This is a genomic window from beta proteobacterium MWH-UniP1, assembly GCA_036362785.1.
Classification (GTDB): domain Bacteria; phylum Pseudomonadota; class Gammaproteobacteria; order Burkholderiales; family Burkholderiaceae_A; genus Lacustribacter.
In genome coordinates this window covers 1,568,621-1,584,197 of sequence record CP143625.1, presented here as the reverse complement: position 1 = coordinate 1,584,197, position 15,577 = coordinate 1,568,621, and the positions used below count along the sequence as shown (strand labels likewise).

General features: G+C 55.1%; 18 protein-coding genes and 2 tRNA genes. 13 read left to right on the top strand and 7 right to left on the bottom strand.

All coding sequences use genetic code 11. From position 1 onward, the window contains the following. The 3 genes from AOB54_07775 to AOB54_07765 form a co-directional block, all read right to left on the bottom strand. Positions 1-516, bottom strand: a complete 516-nt coding sequence (locus AOB54_07775; GenBank protein WVN41372.1) for a hypothetical protein — start codon at positions 514-516, stop codon at positions 1-3. 8 nt (positions 517-524) lie between these two features. Continuing rightward, positions 525-1,007, bottom strand: a complete 483-nt coding sequence (locus tag AOB54_07770; protein WVN41371.1) for a spore coat U domain-containing protein — start codon at positions 1,005-1,007, stop codon at positions 525-527. Positions 1,008-1,151: 144 nt separating this feature from the next. Then, positions 1,152-1,787 (bottom strand): response regulator, encoded by a 636-nt coding sequence (locus AOB54_07765; protein ID WVN41370.1) that lies wholly within the window; start codon positions 1,785-1,787, stop codon positions 1,152-1,154. Positions 1,788-1,879: 92 nt separating this feature from the next. Between AOB54_07765 and AOB54_07760 the strand changes: the two genes are divergently transcribed. Further along, positions 1,880-3,220, top strand: a complete 1,341-nt coding sequence (locus tag AOB54_07760; GenBank protein ID WVN41369.1) for a Gfo/Idh/MocA family oxidoreductase — start codon at positions 1,880-1,882, stop codon at positions 3,218-3,220. A gap of 66 nt (positions 3,221-3,286) precedes the next feature. Here AOB54_07760 and rpmG read toward each other — a convergent pair whose 3' ends face one another. From rpmG to radC, 3 genes are all read right to left on the bottom strand, one after another. Then, complete coding sequence (gene rpmG, locus AOB54_07755; protein WVN41368.1) at positions 3,287-3,454, bottom strand: 50S ribosomal protein L33; 168 nt, start codon at positions 3,452-3,454, stop codon at positions 3,287-3,289. Positions 3,455-3,484: 30 nt separating this feature from the next. Beyond that, positions 3,485-3,718, bottom strand: a complete 234-nt coding sequence (gene rpmB / locus AOB54_07750; protein WVN41367.1) for a 50S ribosomal protein L28 — start codon at positions 3,716-3,718, stop codon at positions 3,485-3,487. Positions 3,719-3,794: 76 nt separating this feature from the next. Then, a complete protein-coding gene (gene radC, locus AOB54_07745) occupies positions 3,795-4,436 on the bottom strand; it encodes a DNA repair protein RadC (protein ID WVN41366.1) in 642 nt (213 codons plus the stop codon). A 57-nt stretch (positions 4,437-4,493) separates the two neighbouring features. Here radC and AOB54_07740 point away from each other — a divergent pair, with 57 nt between their 5' ends. The 12 genes from AOB54_07740 (at position 4,494) to AOB54_07685 (ending at position 15,423) form a co-directional block, all read left to right on the top strand. Then, positions 4,494-4,970: a peptidylprolyl isomerase gene (locus AOB54_07740; protein ID WVN41365.1), complete on the top strand. Its 477-nt coding sequence runs from the start codon at positions 4,494-4,496 to the stop codon at positions 4,968-4,970. A 13-nt stretch (positions 4,971-4,983) separates the two neighbouring features. After that, positions 4,984-5,943, top strand: a complete 960-nt coding sequence (ispH, locus tag AOB54_07735) for a 4-hydroxy-3-methylbut-2-enyl diphosphate reductase (GenBank protein ID WVN41364.1) — start codon at positions 4,984-4,986, stop codon at positions 5,941-5,943. 101 nt (positions 5,944-6,044) lie between these two features. After that, positions 6,045-6,120, top strand: a tRNA-Thr gene (locus tag AOB54_07730). Between the two features lie 19 nt (positions 6,121-6,139). After that, positions 6,140-7,636, top strand: coding sequence for an O-antigen ligase family protein (locus AOB54_07725; GenBank protein WVN41363.1), 1,497 nt, complete (start codon positions 6,140-6,142; stop codon positions 7,634-7,636). Positions 7,637-7,694: 58 nt separating this feature from the next. Then, positions 7,695-8,612, top strand: a complete 918-nt coding sequence (locus AOB54_07720) for a hydroxymethylglutaryl-CoA lyase (GenBank protein WVN41362.1) — start codon at positions 7,695-7,697, stop codon at positions 8,610-8,612. Further along, the gene (locus AOB54_07715) at positions 8,602-9,831 is read left to right on the top strand and encodes a CaiB/BaiF CoA-transferase family protein (protein ID WVN41361.1); all 1,230 of its coding nucleotides are present in this window, start codon (positions 8,602-8,604) and stop codon (positions 9,829-9,831) included. Before AOB54_07720 ends, AOB54_07715 begins: the two co-directional genes overlap by 11 nt. Before the next feature lie 22 nt (positions 9,832-9,853). After that, positions 9,854-10,441, top strand: a complete 588-nt coding sequence (locus tag AOB54_07710; GenBank protein WVN41360.1) for an NnrU family protein — start codon at positions 9,854-9,856, stop codon at positions 10,439-10,441. Between the two features lie 45 nt (positions 10,442-10,486). After that, positions 10,487-10,882, top strand: coding sequence for a RidA family protein (locus tag AOB54_07705; GenBank protein ID WVN41359.1), 396 nt, complete (start codon positions 10,487-10,489; stop codon positions 10,880-10,882). Further along, a complete protein-coding gene (locus AOB54_07700; protein WVN41358.1) occupies positions 10,883-13,048 on the top strand; it encodes an ATP-dependent DNA helicase RecG in 2,166 nt (721 codons plus the stop codon). Position 13,049: 1 nt separating this feature from the next. After that, entirely contained in the window at positions 13,050-13,967 is a 918-nt protein-coding gene (locus AOB54_07695; GenBank protein WVN41357.1) for a hydrogen peroxide-inducible genes activator, read from the top strand. Continuing rightward, complete coding sequence (gene cysM / locus AOB54_07690) at positions 13,964-14,866, top strand: cysteine synthase CysM (protein ID WVN41356.1); 903 nt, start codon at positions 13,964-13,966, stop codon at positions 14,864-14,866. Before AOB54_07695 ends, cysM begins: the two co-directional genes overlap by 4 nt. Positions 14,867-14,895: 29 nt before the next feature. After that, the gene (locus tag AOB54_07685) at positions 14,896-15,423 is read left to right on the top strand and encodes a hypothetical protein (GenBank protein ID WVN41355.1); all 528 of its coding nucleotides are present in this window, start codon (positions 14,896-14,898) and stop codon (positions 15,421-15,423) included. 21 nt (positions 15,424-15,444) lie between these two features. Here the strand turns inward: AOB54_07685 and AOB54_07680 are convergent. Continuing rightward, positions 15,445-15,520 (bottom strand) — tRNA-Arg (locus tag AOB54_07680). Between the last annotated feature and the right edge of the window lie 57 nt (positions 15,521-15,577).

Sequence of the window (15,577 nt, the reverse complement as noted above, 5' to 3'; positions counted from 1 at the left end):
TTACTGGATGACTATGCCGCGCGGAATCAGTGGGTCCTGGCTTGAGCGGTAAATGGGCAGGCTGAAACGGAAGCGAAAGTTCACGCCTTTGCCAGAAGGCTGGTCGTCGGGGATTTGTTCGATCAGCAGTCGATAGTGCCGAGAGCGATCAGTCACTCTTGCCCGGATAACCTGCCGGCCGGAACCCGCCAGGGAGAAAAAGCGTGGCGAGATCTCGACCTCTGGTGTGTTGGTCGTGTTCGTGGTGATCGAGACCGGCATGGCACCTGCTGCAGTAGTCTCAGGCTGGGTTGGGTCCCAGGGGATGACCCGAACCGACCAACGGGACGATGATGCCAGGCTGGATTTAACTTCGGTGGCGATCACCCCCTGGTCGTCAGGTGCGAGCTGAGGTGGCGTAATTTGTAATGCCGCAGACGCGTGTGGCGATAGAGTGATGGCAAAAGCGCTCGCCAAGAAGACTTTGATCAACGAGGAACGAACGCCGTCCGACCAAAAAAGTAGAGGTGTGGTCATGGCGCACCTCAGTAAGTGACGGTTGCGATGACGGTGTCGCCGTAGCTACCCGTGTTGGTTAAGGTTTGACCGCTCGGAATTCGACCGTAAATTGTGAAAAGTTGATCAGAGCCGTTGCCCGTTCCAGCCTTCGTGGAGACGCCGTTCCATTCCGCCGTTCTCGCGCTGTCTTGATAAAGCAGGTAGTTTAGGTAACTACCACCCCATGCCATTCTGCGGACGTTCATGTAGTTACTACCGTTGCCGAGAGCAATCGTATACGGCGTTCCTGACGAACAATTCACTGTCAGTGATGAGGCGGCATCTGAATTTGATGTGGTGCCAGTTGTGATGCTGCTAAACGTCATGTTGCTAGAACTGATTGAGCAGCTCGCAAGAACCTGAACCGTCACATCAAAACTCGCACTGTTGCTGTCGGCCAGCGCGGGTAGTGCGGTTAGGGCCAGGGCGCCTAGTGCTGCTACATGCCGAATCAAAAAACCTTTTGCCATCATTGCCTCCTGTGTGTTGAACCGGTGGTGCTCACTCAGGCGGTGGGATGCAAATCAAAAATGCCCGAGTGACAACACCATGTTCCGCAGGCGCGTAGGGGCCGCCTAGTCGGGCAAGTGGACAGTGTCAGGTGGCCTTACGGGTCATTCTTCTGGCCGATGGATGTCGTATTTCTTAATGTAGTAGTACAAATGTTCGCGGGAAACGTTCAGGCGGCGGGACGCTTTGGAAATATTGTGATCAACCTCGGTCAACACAGTGCGAATCAGTTGACTCATGGTCTGATCCTTTAGGCATTGAACCGAATCTGTTTTCGATGTGTCGGCCACCAAATGAATCGACACCTTTGATTGCTCCAACAAGATCGATTGTTTCTGGTGGTAAAACGCCGCCCGTTTGACCGCATTGACCAGTGATGCCCCATCAAAGGGTTTGGTCAGATAGTCGGCTGCGCCGTACTCAATTGCCTGGAGCGCCACATCCGGGGTGTCCCGGCCAGTCAGGACAATGACCTTGGTCAGGCTGCTCCGCGTTTGTGCCTTCTGTAGAAACAAGATTCCCTCGGAGTAGTTGTCGGTTGCGGGCGGCAAACCCAAATCAAGCAATACAATGCCAATGTCGCGATCCCCGCCTAACATGGCAAGACCGTCTTGTCGGTTGGTGGCTTCGTCGACCGGAAAACCAATCGACTCAATCAAGGCGCGGAGAATTTTTCTTAACTCGGGTTCGTCCTCCACGATCAGTACCCGGGTTGGTTGGAAGGGGCGGTTTAAAGTCATGTGCGACTTGTATCAAATAAGAATGTACGGCACAAGATTGCACAAATAAAATCTGAAATAGTTTTGAAAAAAATCAAAGCAAAAGGTTTGGCATGAATCTGTATACAAAACTGCAGCAAAGAGAAGCGCAGCAACAACCCATTCGTGTGGGTCTCATCGGCGCCGGCAAGTTTGGCTCGATGTATCTGGCCCAGGTGCCCAAGACGCCGGGCTTGCATCTGGTCGCCATTGCAGACTTATCACCGGATAACGCGAAACAAAATCTCGCCCGCGTTGGCTGGCAGCCCGAGCAATACGCTGCCGCATCCATTGACCAGGCACTTGCCCAAAGAAAAACTTACATCGGTGACGATTGGCAGGCGCTGGTTAAACATCCTGCAATAGATGTGGTGGTGGAGTGCACAGGCCACCCCATCGCTGCGGTCGAGCATTGCTTGTTGGCGTTTGCAAATGGCAAGCATGTGGTCAATGTCACTGTGGAAGCAGATGCCTTTTGCGGCCCGCTTCTCACCAAGCGTGCGGCGGAAAATGGTGTTGTCTACAGCCTTGCTTATGGTGACCAGCCCGCCTTGGTCTGTGAGTTGGTGGACTGGGCCCGTACCGCAGGTTTTTCCGTGGTGGCGGCTGGCCGGGGCCACAAGTGGTTGCCGCATTTCGCGCAGTCCACACCGGAAACCGTATGGGGCTACTACGGCTTGTCACCGGAACAGGCGCGTATCGGTGGTTTGAATCCGAAAATGTTCAACTCATTTTTAGATGGATCGAAGCCTGCGATTGAGAGCACGGCAATCTGTAACGCCACGGGTCTCGTTGCGCCACCTGACGGACTCACCTATCCGCCGGCATCAGTAGATGACATCCCCTTTGTCTGCCGACCCATCAGTGAGGGCGGTGTACTGCATCAAAAGGGCCAGGTCGAAGTGGTGTCGTCTCTGGAAAAAGATGGTCGCGTGATTCCTTATGACATTCGATTCGGTGTCTTTGTTGTTTTTGAAGGCGACACTGAATACATCCGTAATTGCTTTAAGGAATACATGGTCCGCACTGATCCATCCGGTCGGTACGCCTGCATGTATAAACGTTGGCATTTGATTGGCCTAGAGGTCGGTATCTCTGTAGCGTCTGTTGCCCTGCGTGGAGAATCCACGGGTGCCGCGATTGGCTGGAATGCCGATGTTGTGGCAACGGCAAAGCGCAATCTCAAGGCCGGAGAAATGTTGGACGGCGAAGGTGGTTACACCGTTCACGGCAAACTGCTGTCAGCGCAAAGATCAAAGCAGATTGGTGGACTGCCCCTGGGGCTAGCCCACAACCTGATGCTGGTGCGCGATGTGCCGGCAGGCCAGTCACTCACGTGGGACGACGTGAAGATCGATCCAACGCAGACGGCTTATCGTTTACGAAAAGAAATGGAGAGTTTGTTTGTCGCTTAGTGATGTGGCGACTGGACAATAAAAAACCGCGAGATGTCGCGGTTTTTTATTGGGCCAAGATACTGATTACTTGATCTTGGTTTCCTTGTACATGACGTGCTTGCGAGCTTTGGGATCAAATTTTTTGATCTCAATCTTTTCAGGCGTGGTCTTCTTGTTCTTGGTGGTGGTGTAGAAGTGGCCCGTGCCAGCACTGGACTCTAATTTGATTTTTTCGCGGCCGCTTTTTGCCATGATTGTTCTCGGTTATCAGTAGAGGGTTGGTTACAGTGCGTTGCGCTCACGCAGATCGGCCAAAACAGCATCAATGCCATTTTTGGTGATGGTGCGAACAGCAGCCGGGGTAACGCGCAGGCGTACCCAACGGTTTTCACTTTCTACCCAGAAACGCTTGTACTGTACGTTGGGCAGAAAACGACGCTTGGTCTTGTTGTTGGCGTGGGATACATTGTTCCCAACCATGGGGCCTTTCCCCGTTACTTGGCATACACGCGCCATGATTTTTCCTCTGATTTAATTCGGGCTGCCGGATTTCGGCAAAGACCGAGATTCTATGAGAAAACAAAGACTTAGGTCAAATGCCGCCAGCCGACACGGTCCTGTCCCCAGCCACGATCAGGTGGTCCAGAAGCTCGATTTCTAAGACGGCCAGGCTTCGGCGCAGGCTAGTGGTCAATAATTGATCGGCTCGGCTGGGTTCGGCCACGCCCGAGGGGTGATTATGGGCGGCGATGATGGCCGCTGCATTGAGCTGCAGGCAACGCCTTGCGACTTCCCGGGGGTAGACGCTGGTCTGGGTCAGGCTACCCACAAAGAGCTGCTCAAATCGGATCAGCCGCATGCCGGCGTCTAAAAATAAAACGGCGAAGACTTCATGCGGAAGCCCGCCCAAGTGGGCCATCAGGAACTCTGAGACCGCGCCGGGGCTATTTATTAGTGGCCGCTCACTTATTGGCCGATAAGACGACCGGCGGGCGAGTTCCAGGCAGGCCTGAAGCATCGCGAATCTGGCAGAGCCAATCCCGGGCAGCTCACGCAGTTCTTCCCAAGAGGCCGACAGGGTGGCGGGAATGCTGCCAAACCGGTTGAGTAAGTCGTGAGCGAGTTGGGTGACGGATCGCCCGGCAACGCCGGTGCCGAGCAAGACGGCGAATAACTCGGCATCTTCCAAACTCTTGACCCCGCGGGCCATTAATTTTTCTCTGGGTCCAAACATTGCCTTGCGCCTAAAATCAGGGACTATCTGCAACTTTTCTGAAATTGACTATCGTTCATGACGCCTACATCGATTGACGGGAATGCCGTATCCGGCATCCAGCCCGGTTCCCACGTAACGCTTCACTTCCGACTCACGCTGGGCGATGGCAATGTGATCTTCGATACGTTTACTGACAAACCTGCCACGATTCAGGTGGGCGAGGGCCAGATCTCTCCAGCATTGGAGCGTTGCCTGATTGCCTTGAACGAGGGCGATGAGCGCTCCTACGAACTTGGCCCCGACGATGGCTTCGGGCCAAGGAACCCAGATTTGGTGCAAAAAATCAGCAAACAACTGATGGATAAATACGCCAAAGAAGATGAGACCATTGAGCCTGGGGATGTCGTGGAGTTTCCGACACCAGACGACTCGGGTGGCCGTGTGGCAGGCGTTTTCAAGGGTTGGGAAGGAAATTCGGCTGTGTTTGATTTCAACCATCCCTTGGCAGGACAGACGCTACGGTTCGATGTCCGAATCATTGGTCTTCTCTAAGAAAGGGCATCGCGTGGCCGTGACTGAATCGCCGATTCGTTTTGAAAAACTCCAGGAAGTCGTGCTGGCTGAACCCCGTGGCTTTTGCGCCGGCGTTGAGCGGGCGATTGATATTGTCGAGCGTGCCTTGGAAAAGTTTGGTGCGCCGATTTACGTGCGGCATGAGATTGTGCACAACGATCATGTCGTCACGGATTTGCGCCGAAAGGGTGCGGTGTTTGTCGAAGACCTGGAACAGGTTCCCGTTGGTGCGCGGGTCATCATGAGTGCCCACGGCGTGTCCAAAAAAGTCCGCGACCATGCCAGCGAGCGACAACTTGAAGTCTTTGATGCCACTTGCCCGCTGGTGACCAAGGTCCACATTGAAGTGAAAAAACTACGGGCCGAGGGTTATGAGATTGTGATGATTGGCCATGCGGGTCACCCTGAAGTAGAGGGCACTATGGGCCAGGTCGAAGGCGGTATGTATTTGGTCGAAGACGTGGATGGCGTTGAAACCTTAAACGTGAAGACGCCAGGAAAGCTGGCCTATGTCAGTCAAACCACGCTCTCGGTAGATGACACCGATGTGATTGTTCAGGCTTTGCAAAAGAAATTCCCCGGTATTCAGGCGCCCAAGAAAAGTGACATTTGTTATGCCACCCAGAACCGCCAGGATGCGGTCAAGGCCTTGGCCAAAGAGGTCGATCTGGTCTTGGTTGTTGGCAGCCCAACGAGCTCGAACAGCAACCGTCTGCGCGAAGTGGCCGAACGCTTTGGCGTGCCTGCCTATCTGATCGGTAGTGCCCGTGAGCTCAAGGCCGAGTGGCTTGATGGCGTTCAGCGGGTGGGAATCACGGCAGGTGCTTCGGCACCGGAAGAACTGGTGCAGGGCCTATTGGCAGCGGTCGAGCGGTGCGGTGCGTCGGTCGTTCGCAAGCTGCCGGGCGTGGAAGAGCACGTGAAGTTTCCAATGCCCAAGGGCCTGAACTAACCCGCGGGCGCTGGGCCGGCAAGGATTTATTTCGGGGTTTGATTTAAACTTGCCGGCTTTCCGGGGCGCTCCTGGCCCCAAAACGCCATGAATTTGGCCAGGCCGATGTAGCTCAGTTGGTAGAGCAGCGCATTCGTAATGCGAAGGTCGGGGGTTCGACTCCTCTCATCGGCACCACTTTTCTAAAGGTCAATCCTTGCTAACGCGCCGCGATTGGATCTTTTATCTTTTTGGGCTACTCATTGCGGCACTCTGCTTTGTGCTGCCGCTCTGGCGTTTTCAAATCACACTGTTTTGGCATGACAGCCAGCGTGTTGGCGAAATACTGATCCTTGGGTTGGCGGCACTCGGCCTGACTATTTACGCCCTGCGGCCATCGGCAACTTTCCCATCGCTGCCCCGCAAAACCTTTTTCGTTGTCTTGGCGATTGCGGTAGTTGGTCTACTGTCTGCTGCGCTATCGCGGCAGCCAATCTGGGCCTTGGTCGAGTGGGGCTTATTTTTTGCTTTGATGGGTCTGGCCTATGCGATAGCCCTGGCTCGCCGCGCAAGTCCGCAATGGGTGGACTATGGAATTCTGGGCCTGATATGCCTGATTTGTGCTGCGCTGACATCGCGTGATTTGGCGACTTACGCCGGCCTGATTGTCCGTGGTGATCGTGCGCTGAATGTGCACGATATTTTTACTGGGTTTTCCAACCCGCGGTTCTTTGGCCAATTCGTCTCGCTCACGCTGCCAATGCTTGCTGTGGCGGTGATGAGTAAAGATCGGCTGCGCCGTTACGCTGCCCCTGCCTTTGTCTTGCTCGCGCTGTGGTGGTTATTGGCAATTGCCTGCGGCACACGCGGCACTTGGCTGGGTATTGGTACGGCTATTTTGATAATGCTGTGGCTGGGCAGTAATGCGCGCCGTTGGGTGGTTGTTCAAGCCCTGGCCGTGATCATTGGTCTCTTGCTGTATTGGTGGCTGTTTACGGTCATCCCGAAGCAGTGGTCCACTGAAGTGTCTGGTCATGCAGCCACACGGCTCACCACATCGCTGTCTGGCCGGGAAGTCATCTGGCAGCAGGCCATTGATTTGATGGTGTCCAACCCACTTCTGGGCAATGGCCCCATGCACTTTGCCGATGTAATCAACAACAACGCGACCCACCCACACCAGTCGATTCTGCAGTGGGCGGCCGAGTGGGGTCTGCCTTCTGCGATTGCTCTACTTGGCCTCATCACCACGGCAGCAATCGCAGTGTTTCGAAGAATTCGTGTGGAAAGCGCTTCGCAGTCAGACACATCCGTGCTTCGTGTGGGCGTGGCTGCTGCCTTGGTGGCGTCGCTCACGCAGAGCCTGGTCGATGGTGTGTTGGTCATGCCCTATACCCAGCTCTGGTTAGCCATTATTTCAGGCTGGTGTTTGGCCTTGCATTGGCCCAAAGGCGTGTTGTCATCACCCCCTTCTCGTTTGCAGAAAGGGCTGGCACTAACACTGCTGTGGGCCAGCCTTGGGGTATTGGGCCACCGTGTGGTGTCGGATCTGCCCCACCTGAATACTCGGATGGTTCAGTTTGTGTTTTCAGGTGTTTCGGGACATCTGCAGCCGCGATTCTGGTCCCAGGGCATCATTGGCATGGATCGCTGGCAGCCGGTAAAGCGTATGCCGGGCACCCCGCAGAACCCGCCCCCCAAAGACGGGTCATAATTTCTCTGTTGCGTATTTTTTAAAACGTAAGTGATCGACGAACCATGGGGTCTTGGCCATGCCAGAAGTATTAATTAGTGAAGTGGGGCCGCGTGATGGGCTGCAGTCGATTGCGCGCACCATGGCCACGCAGGACAAATGTGCCTGGATCAAAAGCCTGGCCGATGCAGGCCTGCGCGAAATTGAAGTGGCCTCTTTTGTTCCGGCAAAGCTGCTGCCCCAGATGGCCGACGCTGCGCAAGTTGTGGCCTATGCGAAGGGCCTGCCAGATCTTTTGGTGACTGCACTCGTGCCCAACGTCAAGGGCGCAGCGGCAGCCTTTGCCTCTGGCGTTGACAAGATCACTATTCCGTTTTCGGCAAGCGAGGCCCATTCGCTATCCAATGTTCGAAAAACCCATGCCCAGATGCTGGATGAAGTTGCTGCCATCTTGGCTCTGCGTCAAGACCAGTATCCGCATGTTCAGATTGAAACGAGTTTATCGACAGCTTTTGGCTGTTCGATTGCTGGTCCTGTGTCAGAAGACACGGTCTCGCGGCTGGCAAGCCAGTTAGTGGAATTGGGCGTGGAGGAAATTGGCCTGGCCGATACCACCGGCTATGCCAACCCAGCCCAGGTCCGCCGTTTGTTTGAGCGGCTGCGCGCCGAGATTGGCGAGCGTTGCACCAGTGCCCATCTGCACAACACTCGCGGCCTTGGCCTGGCCAATGCGCTCGCAGCCTATCAGGCGGGCATTCGTATTTTTGATAGTTCTATGGGCGGCATCGGCGGCTGTCCATTTGCACCGGGTGCGTCGGGCAATGTGGTCACCGAAGACTTAGTGTTCATGTTCGAGTCGATGGGAATTTCCACGGGTGTTGATCTCGAAAAACTGATGCTTGCCCGTGATGTGTTTGCGCGTGGCCTGCCCGATGAGCCGACCTATGGCATGTTGCCGGCCGCTGGATTACCCAAGGGGTTTGCCCATGCCGGCTAGTTCTGGCGCGCCTGAAAATCAGTCTGAGGCACTGCCGTTGGCAGGTGTTCGGGTGGTGGAGTTCACCCACATGGTGATGGGGCCAACCTGCGGCATGGTGTTGGGTGATCTTGGGGCCGAGGTCATCAAAATTGAACCGATTGCAGGCGATAACACACGGCATTTGTTGGGCTCTGGTGCGGGGTTTTTCCCCAACTACAACCGAAACAAAAAAAGTATCGCACTGGATCTCAAAACAGACGCTGGCAAGCGCATCGCAAAAGAACTGATTGCGACTGCCGATATCGTTTCCGAGAATTTCAAGCCCGGCACGATTGAGAAGCTGGGTTTTGGTTATGCCGAGCTCTCGAAAGATCATCCGCGACTCATTTATGTCTCCATGAAGGGTTTTTTACCTGGCCCTTATGAGCATCGCACCGCACTCGATGAGGTGGTGCAGATGATGGGTGGCCTGGCCTACATGACTGGCCCTGTGGGCCAGCCACTGCGGGCAGGCGCTTCGGTGAACGACATGATGGGCGGAATTTTTGCAGCGCTGGGTGCCATTGCCGCCTTGCGGAGTCGTGACATCACGGGCAGGGGTCAGGAAGTGCAGAGTGCGCTCTTTGAAAACAATATCTTTTTGATTGGCCAGCACATGATGCAGTACGCGGTGACTGGAAAACCCGCAGCGCCCATGCCCAGCCGGATATCGGCCTGGGGCATTTACGATGTATTTACAGTGAAAGACGGTGAGCAGATTTTTCTGGCGGTGGTGACCGACACCAGCTGGAAAATCTTCTGCCAAGAATTTGATTTTCAAGATCTCTTGGCAGACGCTCGCATTGAAACGAACAATCAGCGGGTCAAGGCCCGCGATTGGCTAATCCCTGATTTGCGCAGCCGGCTAGCCGCATACTCTGCCAAAGCGCTTGCCGATCGATTCGAGGCCAAAGGGCTGCCTTATGCACCAATTAGCAAACCCCACGAGTTGTTAGAAGATCCCCATCTTCTTGCCACGGGTGGTCTGTCCAGGGTCCGCATCCCGGATCCGCAGACGGACACAACCCAGGGGCTCTCGCCCTTATTACCCTTGGTCATGGATGGGCAACGCCTGGGTGTGCGGCTAGAGCCGCCATTTCTGGGGGAACATACGGTTGAGCTGTTACAAAGCCTGGGGTATGGCCAGGCGCAGATCGAAACGCTGTCGCGTGACGGTATCGTTAAACTGAAGTCTTAGTTATCTTTTTTAAGGAAGTCTTATGACCTATCTGATTCTTGGTTTGATTATTTTTGTTGGTGCGCATTCGTTGCGAATCTTTGCTGACGGTTGGCGCAGTCAGATGGTGGCCCGTCTTGGTGAGATGCCATGGAAGGGCCTGAACTCGGTGATCTCCTTGGTTGGCTTTGTACTGATCGTGATGGGGTATGGCCTGGCCCGGCAGGCACCGGTCATCTTGTGGCAGCCCCCGTTTTGGATCTCGCATCTGGTGTCTTTACTGATGCTGATTGCGTTCATTTTGCTGATTGCGGCCTATGTGCCAGGCAATGGGATCAAGGCCAAGATTGGTCACCCCATGGTGGTGTCGGTCAAGATTTGGGCCTTTTCCCACCTGCTGGCCAATGGCAACCTGGCTGATCTGATTCTGTTTGGTGTTTTGTTGATTTGGGCGGTCCTGAGTTTTCGTGCGGCGCGTCAGCGTGATCAGCGTGAAGGCGTGGTCCGGCCCAAGGGTAAATTGCTCAGCACACTCATTACTGTTGTGGTCGGGGCTGGCGTATGGGCCTGGTTTGTGTTCCAGGGGCATGCCTGGTTGATTGGCGTGCGGCCGCTGGTCTTGGCAAGTTAAAACGTCGAATCTTGTTGATAGAAAACACTATTTTTGGAAACTCTTATGCAAAAGAAAATTATCGCAACCGATCAGGCACCACAGGCGATCGGCACTTATTCCCAGGCCGTGGCGGTTGGCAACACCGTGTGGCTTTCTGGCCAGATCCCTTTGGACCCCGTCACCATGCAGGTGGTGGGGGATAACTCGCCCGATGGTGTGGCCCAGCAAATTCATCAGGCGTTTAAAAATCTGGCCGCAGTGGCCAAGGCCGCCGGTGGGTCGCTGAACAACGTGGTGAAGCTCAATCTCTACCTGACGGATCTTGGCCACTTTGCCAAGGTGAACGAAATCATGGCGGAGTATTTCACGCAACCTTATCCGGCACGTGCTGCAGTGGGCGTGGCCAGTCTGCCCCGTGGTGTGGCGTTTGAAGCCGAAGCCATAATGGTCTTGTCGTAATTGTCAGCAGCGCTCCCCCAGGGTATCCAGAAACTTGGCATCACCCGTTGGGTGGATCTGCTGCTGCACTTTCCACTGCGGTATGAAAACGAATCGCAGGTCTTGACGCTTAACCAAGTCGTACCGGGGCAGTTTGCACAGGTCCAGGTCACGGTAGTATCGGCCCGCATTGTCTTTCGGCCCCGGCGAATGTTGGTGGTTGAAGTTGAAGACGACACCGGTAGTGCGATTCTTAGATTTATTTATTTCAAAGACGCACAGAAAAACGCCTTTCCCGTGGGCCACAAGATTCGCGTCTTGGGTGATGCACGCAAGTCGTTGGCAGGCATTGAATTTATTCACCCCCGTATTCGATCGGGTTGGCTCACCACAGAAGTGATTGGCCAGCAGCCACTGGTACCGGTGTACCCCACGACTGCGGGGCTTTCGCAGTTGAACTTACGGCGTGCGGTGGCCCGTGCAGCAAGTGTTGCCATGCCAACAGAGTGGCTGACGACAGATCAATTGAAAGCGTTTGGGCTGATGCCACTCCCCCAGGCCATTCGGCTGCTGCATGAACCGCCAGCCGATTCAGAATCAAGCGGTCTTTTAGAGCAGATCGTTCGCCGAGAGGGGCCCGCATGGGATCGCATCCGGTTTGACGAGTTGGTGGCACAACAGGTGGTCATGCGGCGTGCCCGTCGTCTGCGGCGTAATGAGTCCGCTGAATCGTTGAGCAATGATCAGTTGGTCAAGGGGCTTCGCAAGCATTTGCCTTTCTCTCTCACCAAGGCCCAGGAGCGGGTCTGGGCGGAAATCAGTAACGACATGCAATCAGCCCAGCCCATGCAGCGCTTACTCCAGGGCGATGTGGGCAGCGGCAAGACCGTGATTGCCGCATTGGCGGCAGCGCTTGCTGTGGGCTCTGGTGGTCAGGTGGCGGTCATGGCGCCCACTGAAATTCTGGCAGCACAGTTGTTTCAGAAATTTAACGATTGGTTTTCGGCTTTGGGCACAGAGGTGGTCTTGCTCAAAGGTGGCCTGCCGGCAAGGCAGCGGCGCACAATGTTGGAGAGAATTGCGAGCGGTGAAATCCCGATTGTTGTGGGAACCCATGCCTTGATTCAAAAAGATGTGGGCTTTGATCGGCTCTCTATGGTGGTGGTAGATGAGCAGCACCGCTTTGGTGTTGGGCAACGTTTGGCACTACGTGGTCAAGGTGCGCATGCTGGCCGTGTGCCGCATGTCTTGGGCATGTCGGCCACGCCCATTCCACGTAGCCTGGCCATGACCTATCTTGCCGATCTAGATGTTTCAGTTTTGGATGAGCGGCCACCCAATCGACAGCCGATCATCACCAAGTTGATGTCATCTAGTCGGCGCGAAGAACTTGCTGACCGGCTCCGTGATTTTCTGGCACAGGGTGGCCAGGCCTATTGGGTCTGCCCCGTGATCGAGGCGGCTTCCGACGAGCCAGGCAAGGAGTTCCCCACGGTGTCAGACACCGCGATGGTGTCTGACACCGTGCTGTCGACTTCCAAGGCGGAGCGCGAGGGCAAAGAGTCTGCCTTGCAGGCGATTGAAACCGCAAAGGCTTGGCTGGAGCCACTTTTTGGCGATCAATTGGCGGTGGTCCATGGCCGCATGAGTGCTGAAGACAAGCAGGCGGCCATGCAATCCTTTAGCCGCGGGGAGTCCCGTCTCTTGTTAGCTACAACGGTGATTGAAGTTGGCGTGGATGTGCCCAAGGCCACACTCATGGTGATTGAACACGCTGAGCGTTTTGGCCTGGCCCAGTTGCATCAGCTTCGTGGCCGAATTGGCCGGGGTTCGGAGCAAAGCACTTGCATCCTGCTGTTTGATGAGCCCTTGTCTGATCTTGCCAAAGAGCGTCTGAAGACCCTGTATGAGACCGATGATGGTTTTGAGGTGGCAAGGCGGGATCTGGCCCTGCGGGGGCCGGGAGAGTTTCTGGGGGTGCGGCAGTCGGGGGTGCCCTCTTTGCGCTACAGCGATCTTGAGAAAGATGTCTTGTTGGTCGAGAAAGCTGTCGCATTTGCGGCAAAATTGATGGCTGCCGAAGGGTCCCGCAAGGGGCCAGTGGCGGGCGGGGCCCCAGCGGGGGCTCTGGATGCCCTGGTAGATCGTTGGGCCTTTGGAAAAGAATCACTTTTGGCAAGCGGATGACATGACTCTGACAGAACTTCGGTACATCGTTGCGGTGGCGCGTGAAAAGCATTTTGGCCGCGCGGCCGACGCCTGCTTTGTCAGCCAGCCCACGTTATCGGTCAGTGTCAAAAAGCTCGAGTCCGAATTGGGCGTCATGATTTTTGAGCGCGGCGGCACTGAAATCACACTCACGCCAATTGGCGAAGAGATTGTGCAGCAGGCCCAACGTGTCTTGGATGCGGCCAGTCAACTTAGAGAAGTGGCCGATCACGGAAGGGATCCGCTGCGGGGCGCTCTGCGGCTTGGTGTGATCTACACCATTGGTCCTTATCTTTTGCCGCGCATTATCAAATCCATGATTGATCAGCATCCCGAGATGCCGATGATCTTGCAGGAAAACTTTACAGTGCGTCTGTTGGAAATGATGCGCACCGGTGATCTTGATGTGGCCGTTTTAGCGGAACCCTTTGATGATTCTGGCTTAGAGACCGCACCGCTTTACGACGAAGACTTTGTGGTGGCCGTGCCAAGAAAACACCCGTGGGCCCAGAAATCATCCATCGCATCGGTCGACCTGAAACAGGAAACCATGTTGTTGCTTGGTATTGGCCACTGCTTTCGCGACCAAGTGCTCGAAGTCTGCCCCGAAGCGGCGCGTTTTTCAGCCAACTCTGCTGGCATTCAAAAAACTGTCGAAGGAAGCTCGCTTGAAACCATCCGCCACATGGTGGCCGAGGGCCTGGGTGTGACCGTGCTTCCCAAGATGTCGATTTCCAATGAAGACGACCCCTTGTTGAAATTTATTCCCTTTAAGGCACCCGTGCCCAATCGGCGGGTCTTGCTTGCGTGGCGCAAATCGTTCACGCGCACCCAGGCCATTGAAGCCCTGCGTAAAACCATTTTGTCGGTGGATCTGCCCGGCTGCGTAAAACTATGAACTACAAAACCTTAGAAGAGTCGGTTGGCGACACGCCCCTGGTCCGCTTTGATCGGATCGCAGGGGAAGTGAACCGCACGCGCGGCAATATTTTGCTGGGCAAGCTAGAAGGCAATAACCCAGCTGGTTCGGTCAAAGACCGGCCTGCGGTTTGGATGATTGCGCGGGCGGAAGCCCGCGGCGAGATCAAACCCGGCGACACGCTGATCGAGGCGACCAGCGGCAACACGGGTATTGCATTGGCCATGGCTGCGGCCATGCGCGGCTATCGCATGGTGCTCATCATGCCGGATAACCTGTCGCTAGAGCGCCGCCAGACCATGAAGGCCTTTGGTGCCGAACTGATTCTGGTCACCCAGGCCCAGGGCATGGAAGGCGCCCGCGACCTGGCCGACCAGATGGAGCGCGATGGCAAGGGCAAGGTCTTGAATCAGTTTTCCAATGACGATAACTGGATCTCGCACTACGAGACCACCGGGCCAGAGATTTGGCAGCAGACCAATGGCACCGTCACCCACTTTATTTCGGCAATGGGTACTACGGGAACGATTACTGGTGTGTCTCGTTACTTAAAGGAGCGCAACCCGAATGTGGTGATTGTGGGGGCGCAGCCAAGCGATGGATCGTCGATTCCTGGTATCCGGAAGTGGTCGCCCGATTACATCCCACCCATTCGGCAAAAGGCGTTTATTGATCGCATTGAAGAAGTGTCACAGCAAGAGGCCGAAGAGATGACGCGCCGTTTGGCGAAAGAAGAAGGCTTGTTCTGTGGCGTTTCGGCAGCCGGTGCAGCAGTGATTGCATTGCGAATCGCACAAGAAGTGCAAAACGCAAGAATCGTGTTCATTGTCTGCGATCGTGGTGATCGTTATCTTTCAACGGGCATTTTCCCTGGTTAATCATTTATTTCTGACTAAACAAATTTGCTATGAGTAAAGTCATCGTTAAAGGCTTTGAGTGCGACATCATGATCATGGAGATCACCAAAGCCCAGTACAACCAAATTAAAAAAGATGGTCGACACAGCAAGGCGTGGGCTTCACTGGAAGAAGACCTGATGTCTCAGACCCTGCTCTACGGGTTCACGTTTGACGTGGATGCCCTTAATTTTCAAGTGCAGGTCAATGGCAAAGACCGGACTGACCTGGCGATTCAGATCCTGGGCAAATGCCCAGCACCGGTGGTGCGGCATGCCGTGTCTAACCCCAAGGGGTATTACTTGGTCAGAGACACCTGGACACCGGAAGCCTTCTGGGGGCTCGACATTAAAGGCCGATTCAGCCCCGAGAAATTACAGTTTTTAACGGGCGAAGTCGCAGTGCCAGATGGCAGCTTCCGCTGCCTGGTGGGTGTTGGCTATAACGGTGTGGAGTTAAATCGCGAGCCACCAAGCCAGTACACCGACGATCTCTATCTGGTGGGGCCGGATCACGTGCGGGTGCCGGTCTCGGTTTAATCAGTCGGCGCTGCAAATAACTGGCGCCTCCGACACGAATCGAACGTGCGACCCTCCCCTTAGGAGGGGGATGCTCTATCCACTGAGCTACGGAGGCGGGAAACCTTGATCTATATCCAAGATAGGCCACGCCTACATGTCGAGCGTGGGCAGG

Excerpts from the sequence above, each read along its gene's own strand:
- AOB54_07685 (WVN41355.1), top strand. The coding sequence starts at position 14,896 with ATGAGTAAAGTCATCGTTAAAGGCTTTGAGTGCGACATCATGATCATG.
- AOB54_07740 (WVN41365.1), top strand. The coding sequence starts at position 4,494 with ATGACGCCTACATCGATTGACGGGAATGCCGTATCCGGCATCCAGCCC.
- rpmG (WVN41368.1), bottom strand. The coding sequence starts at position 3,454 with ATGGCAAAAAGCGGCCGCGAAAAAATCAAATTAGAGTCCAGTGCTGGC.
- AOB54_07775 (WVN41372.1), bottom strand. The coding sequence starts at position 516 with ATGACCACACCTCTACTTTTTTGGTCGGACGGCGTTCGTTCCTCGTTG.
- AOB54_07695 (WVN41357.1), top strand. The coding sequence starts at position 13,050 with ATGACTCTGACAGAACTTCGGTACATCGTTGCGGTGGCGCGTGAAAAG.
- radC (WVN41366.1), bottom strand. The coding sequence starts at position 4,436 with ATGTTTGGACCCAGAGAAAAATTAATGGCCCGCGGGGTCAAGAGTTTG.
- AOB54_07765 (WVN41370.1), bottom strand. The coding sequence starts at position 1,787 with ATGACTTTAAACCGCCCCTTCCAACCAACCCGGGTACTGATCGTGGAG.
- AOB54_07710 (WVN41360.1), top strand. The coding sequence starts at position 9,854 with ATGACCTATCTGATTCTTGGTTTGATTATTTTTGTTGGTGCGCATTCG.
- AOB54_07760 (WVN41369.1), top strand. The coding sequence starts at position 1,880 with ATGAATCTGTATACAAAACTGCAGCAAAGAGAAGCGCAGCAACAACCC.
- AOB54_07720 (WVN41362.1), top strand. The coding sequence starts at position 7,695 with ATGCCAGAAGTATTAATTAGTGAAGTGGGGCCGCGTGATGGGCTGCAG.
- AOB54_07705 (WVN41359.1), top strand. The coding sequence starts at position 10,487 with ATGCAAAAGAAAATTATCGCAACCGATCAGGCACCACAGGCGATCGGC.
- AOB54_07770 (WVN41371.1), bottom strand. The coding sequence starts at position 1,007 with ATGGCAAAAGGTTTTTTGATTCGGCATGTAGCAGCACTAGGCGCCCTG.
- cysM (WVN41356.1), top strand. The coding sequence starts at position 13,964 with ATGAACTACAAAACCTTAGAAGAGTCGGTTGGCGACACGCCCCTGGTC.
- AOB54_07715 (WVN41361.1), top strand. The coding sequence starts at position 8,602 with ATGCCGGCTAGTTCTGGCGCGCCTGAAAATCAGTCTGAGGCACTGCCG.
- rpmB (WVN41367.1), bottom strand. The coding sequence starts at position 3,718 with ATGGCGCGTGTATGCCAAGTAACGGGGAAAGGCCCCATGGTTGGGAAC.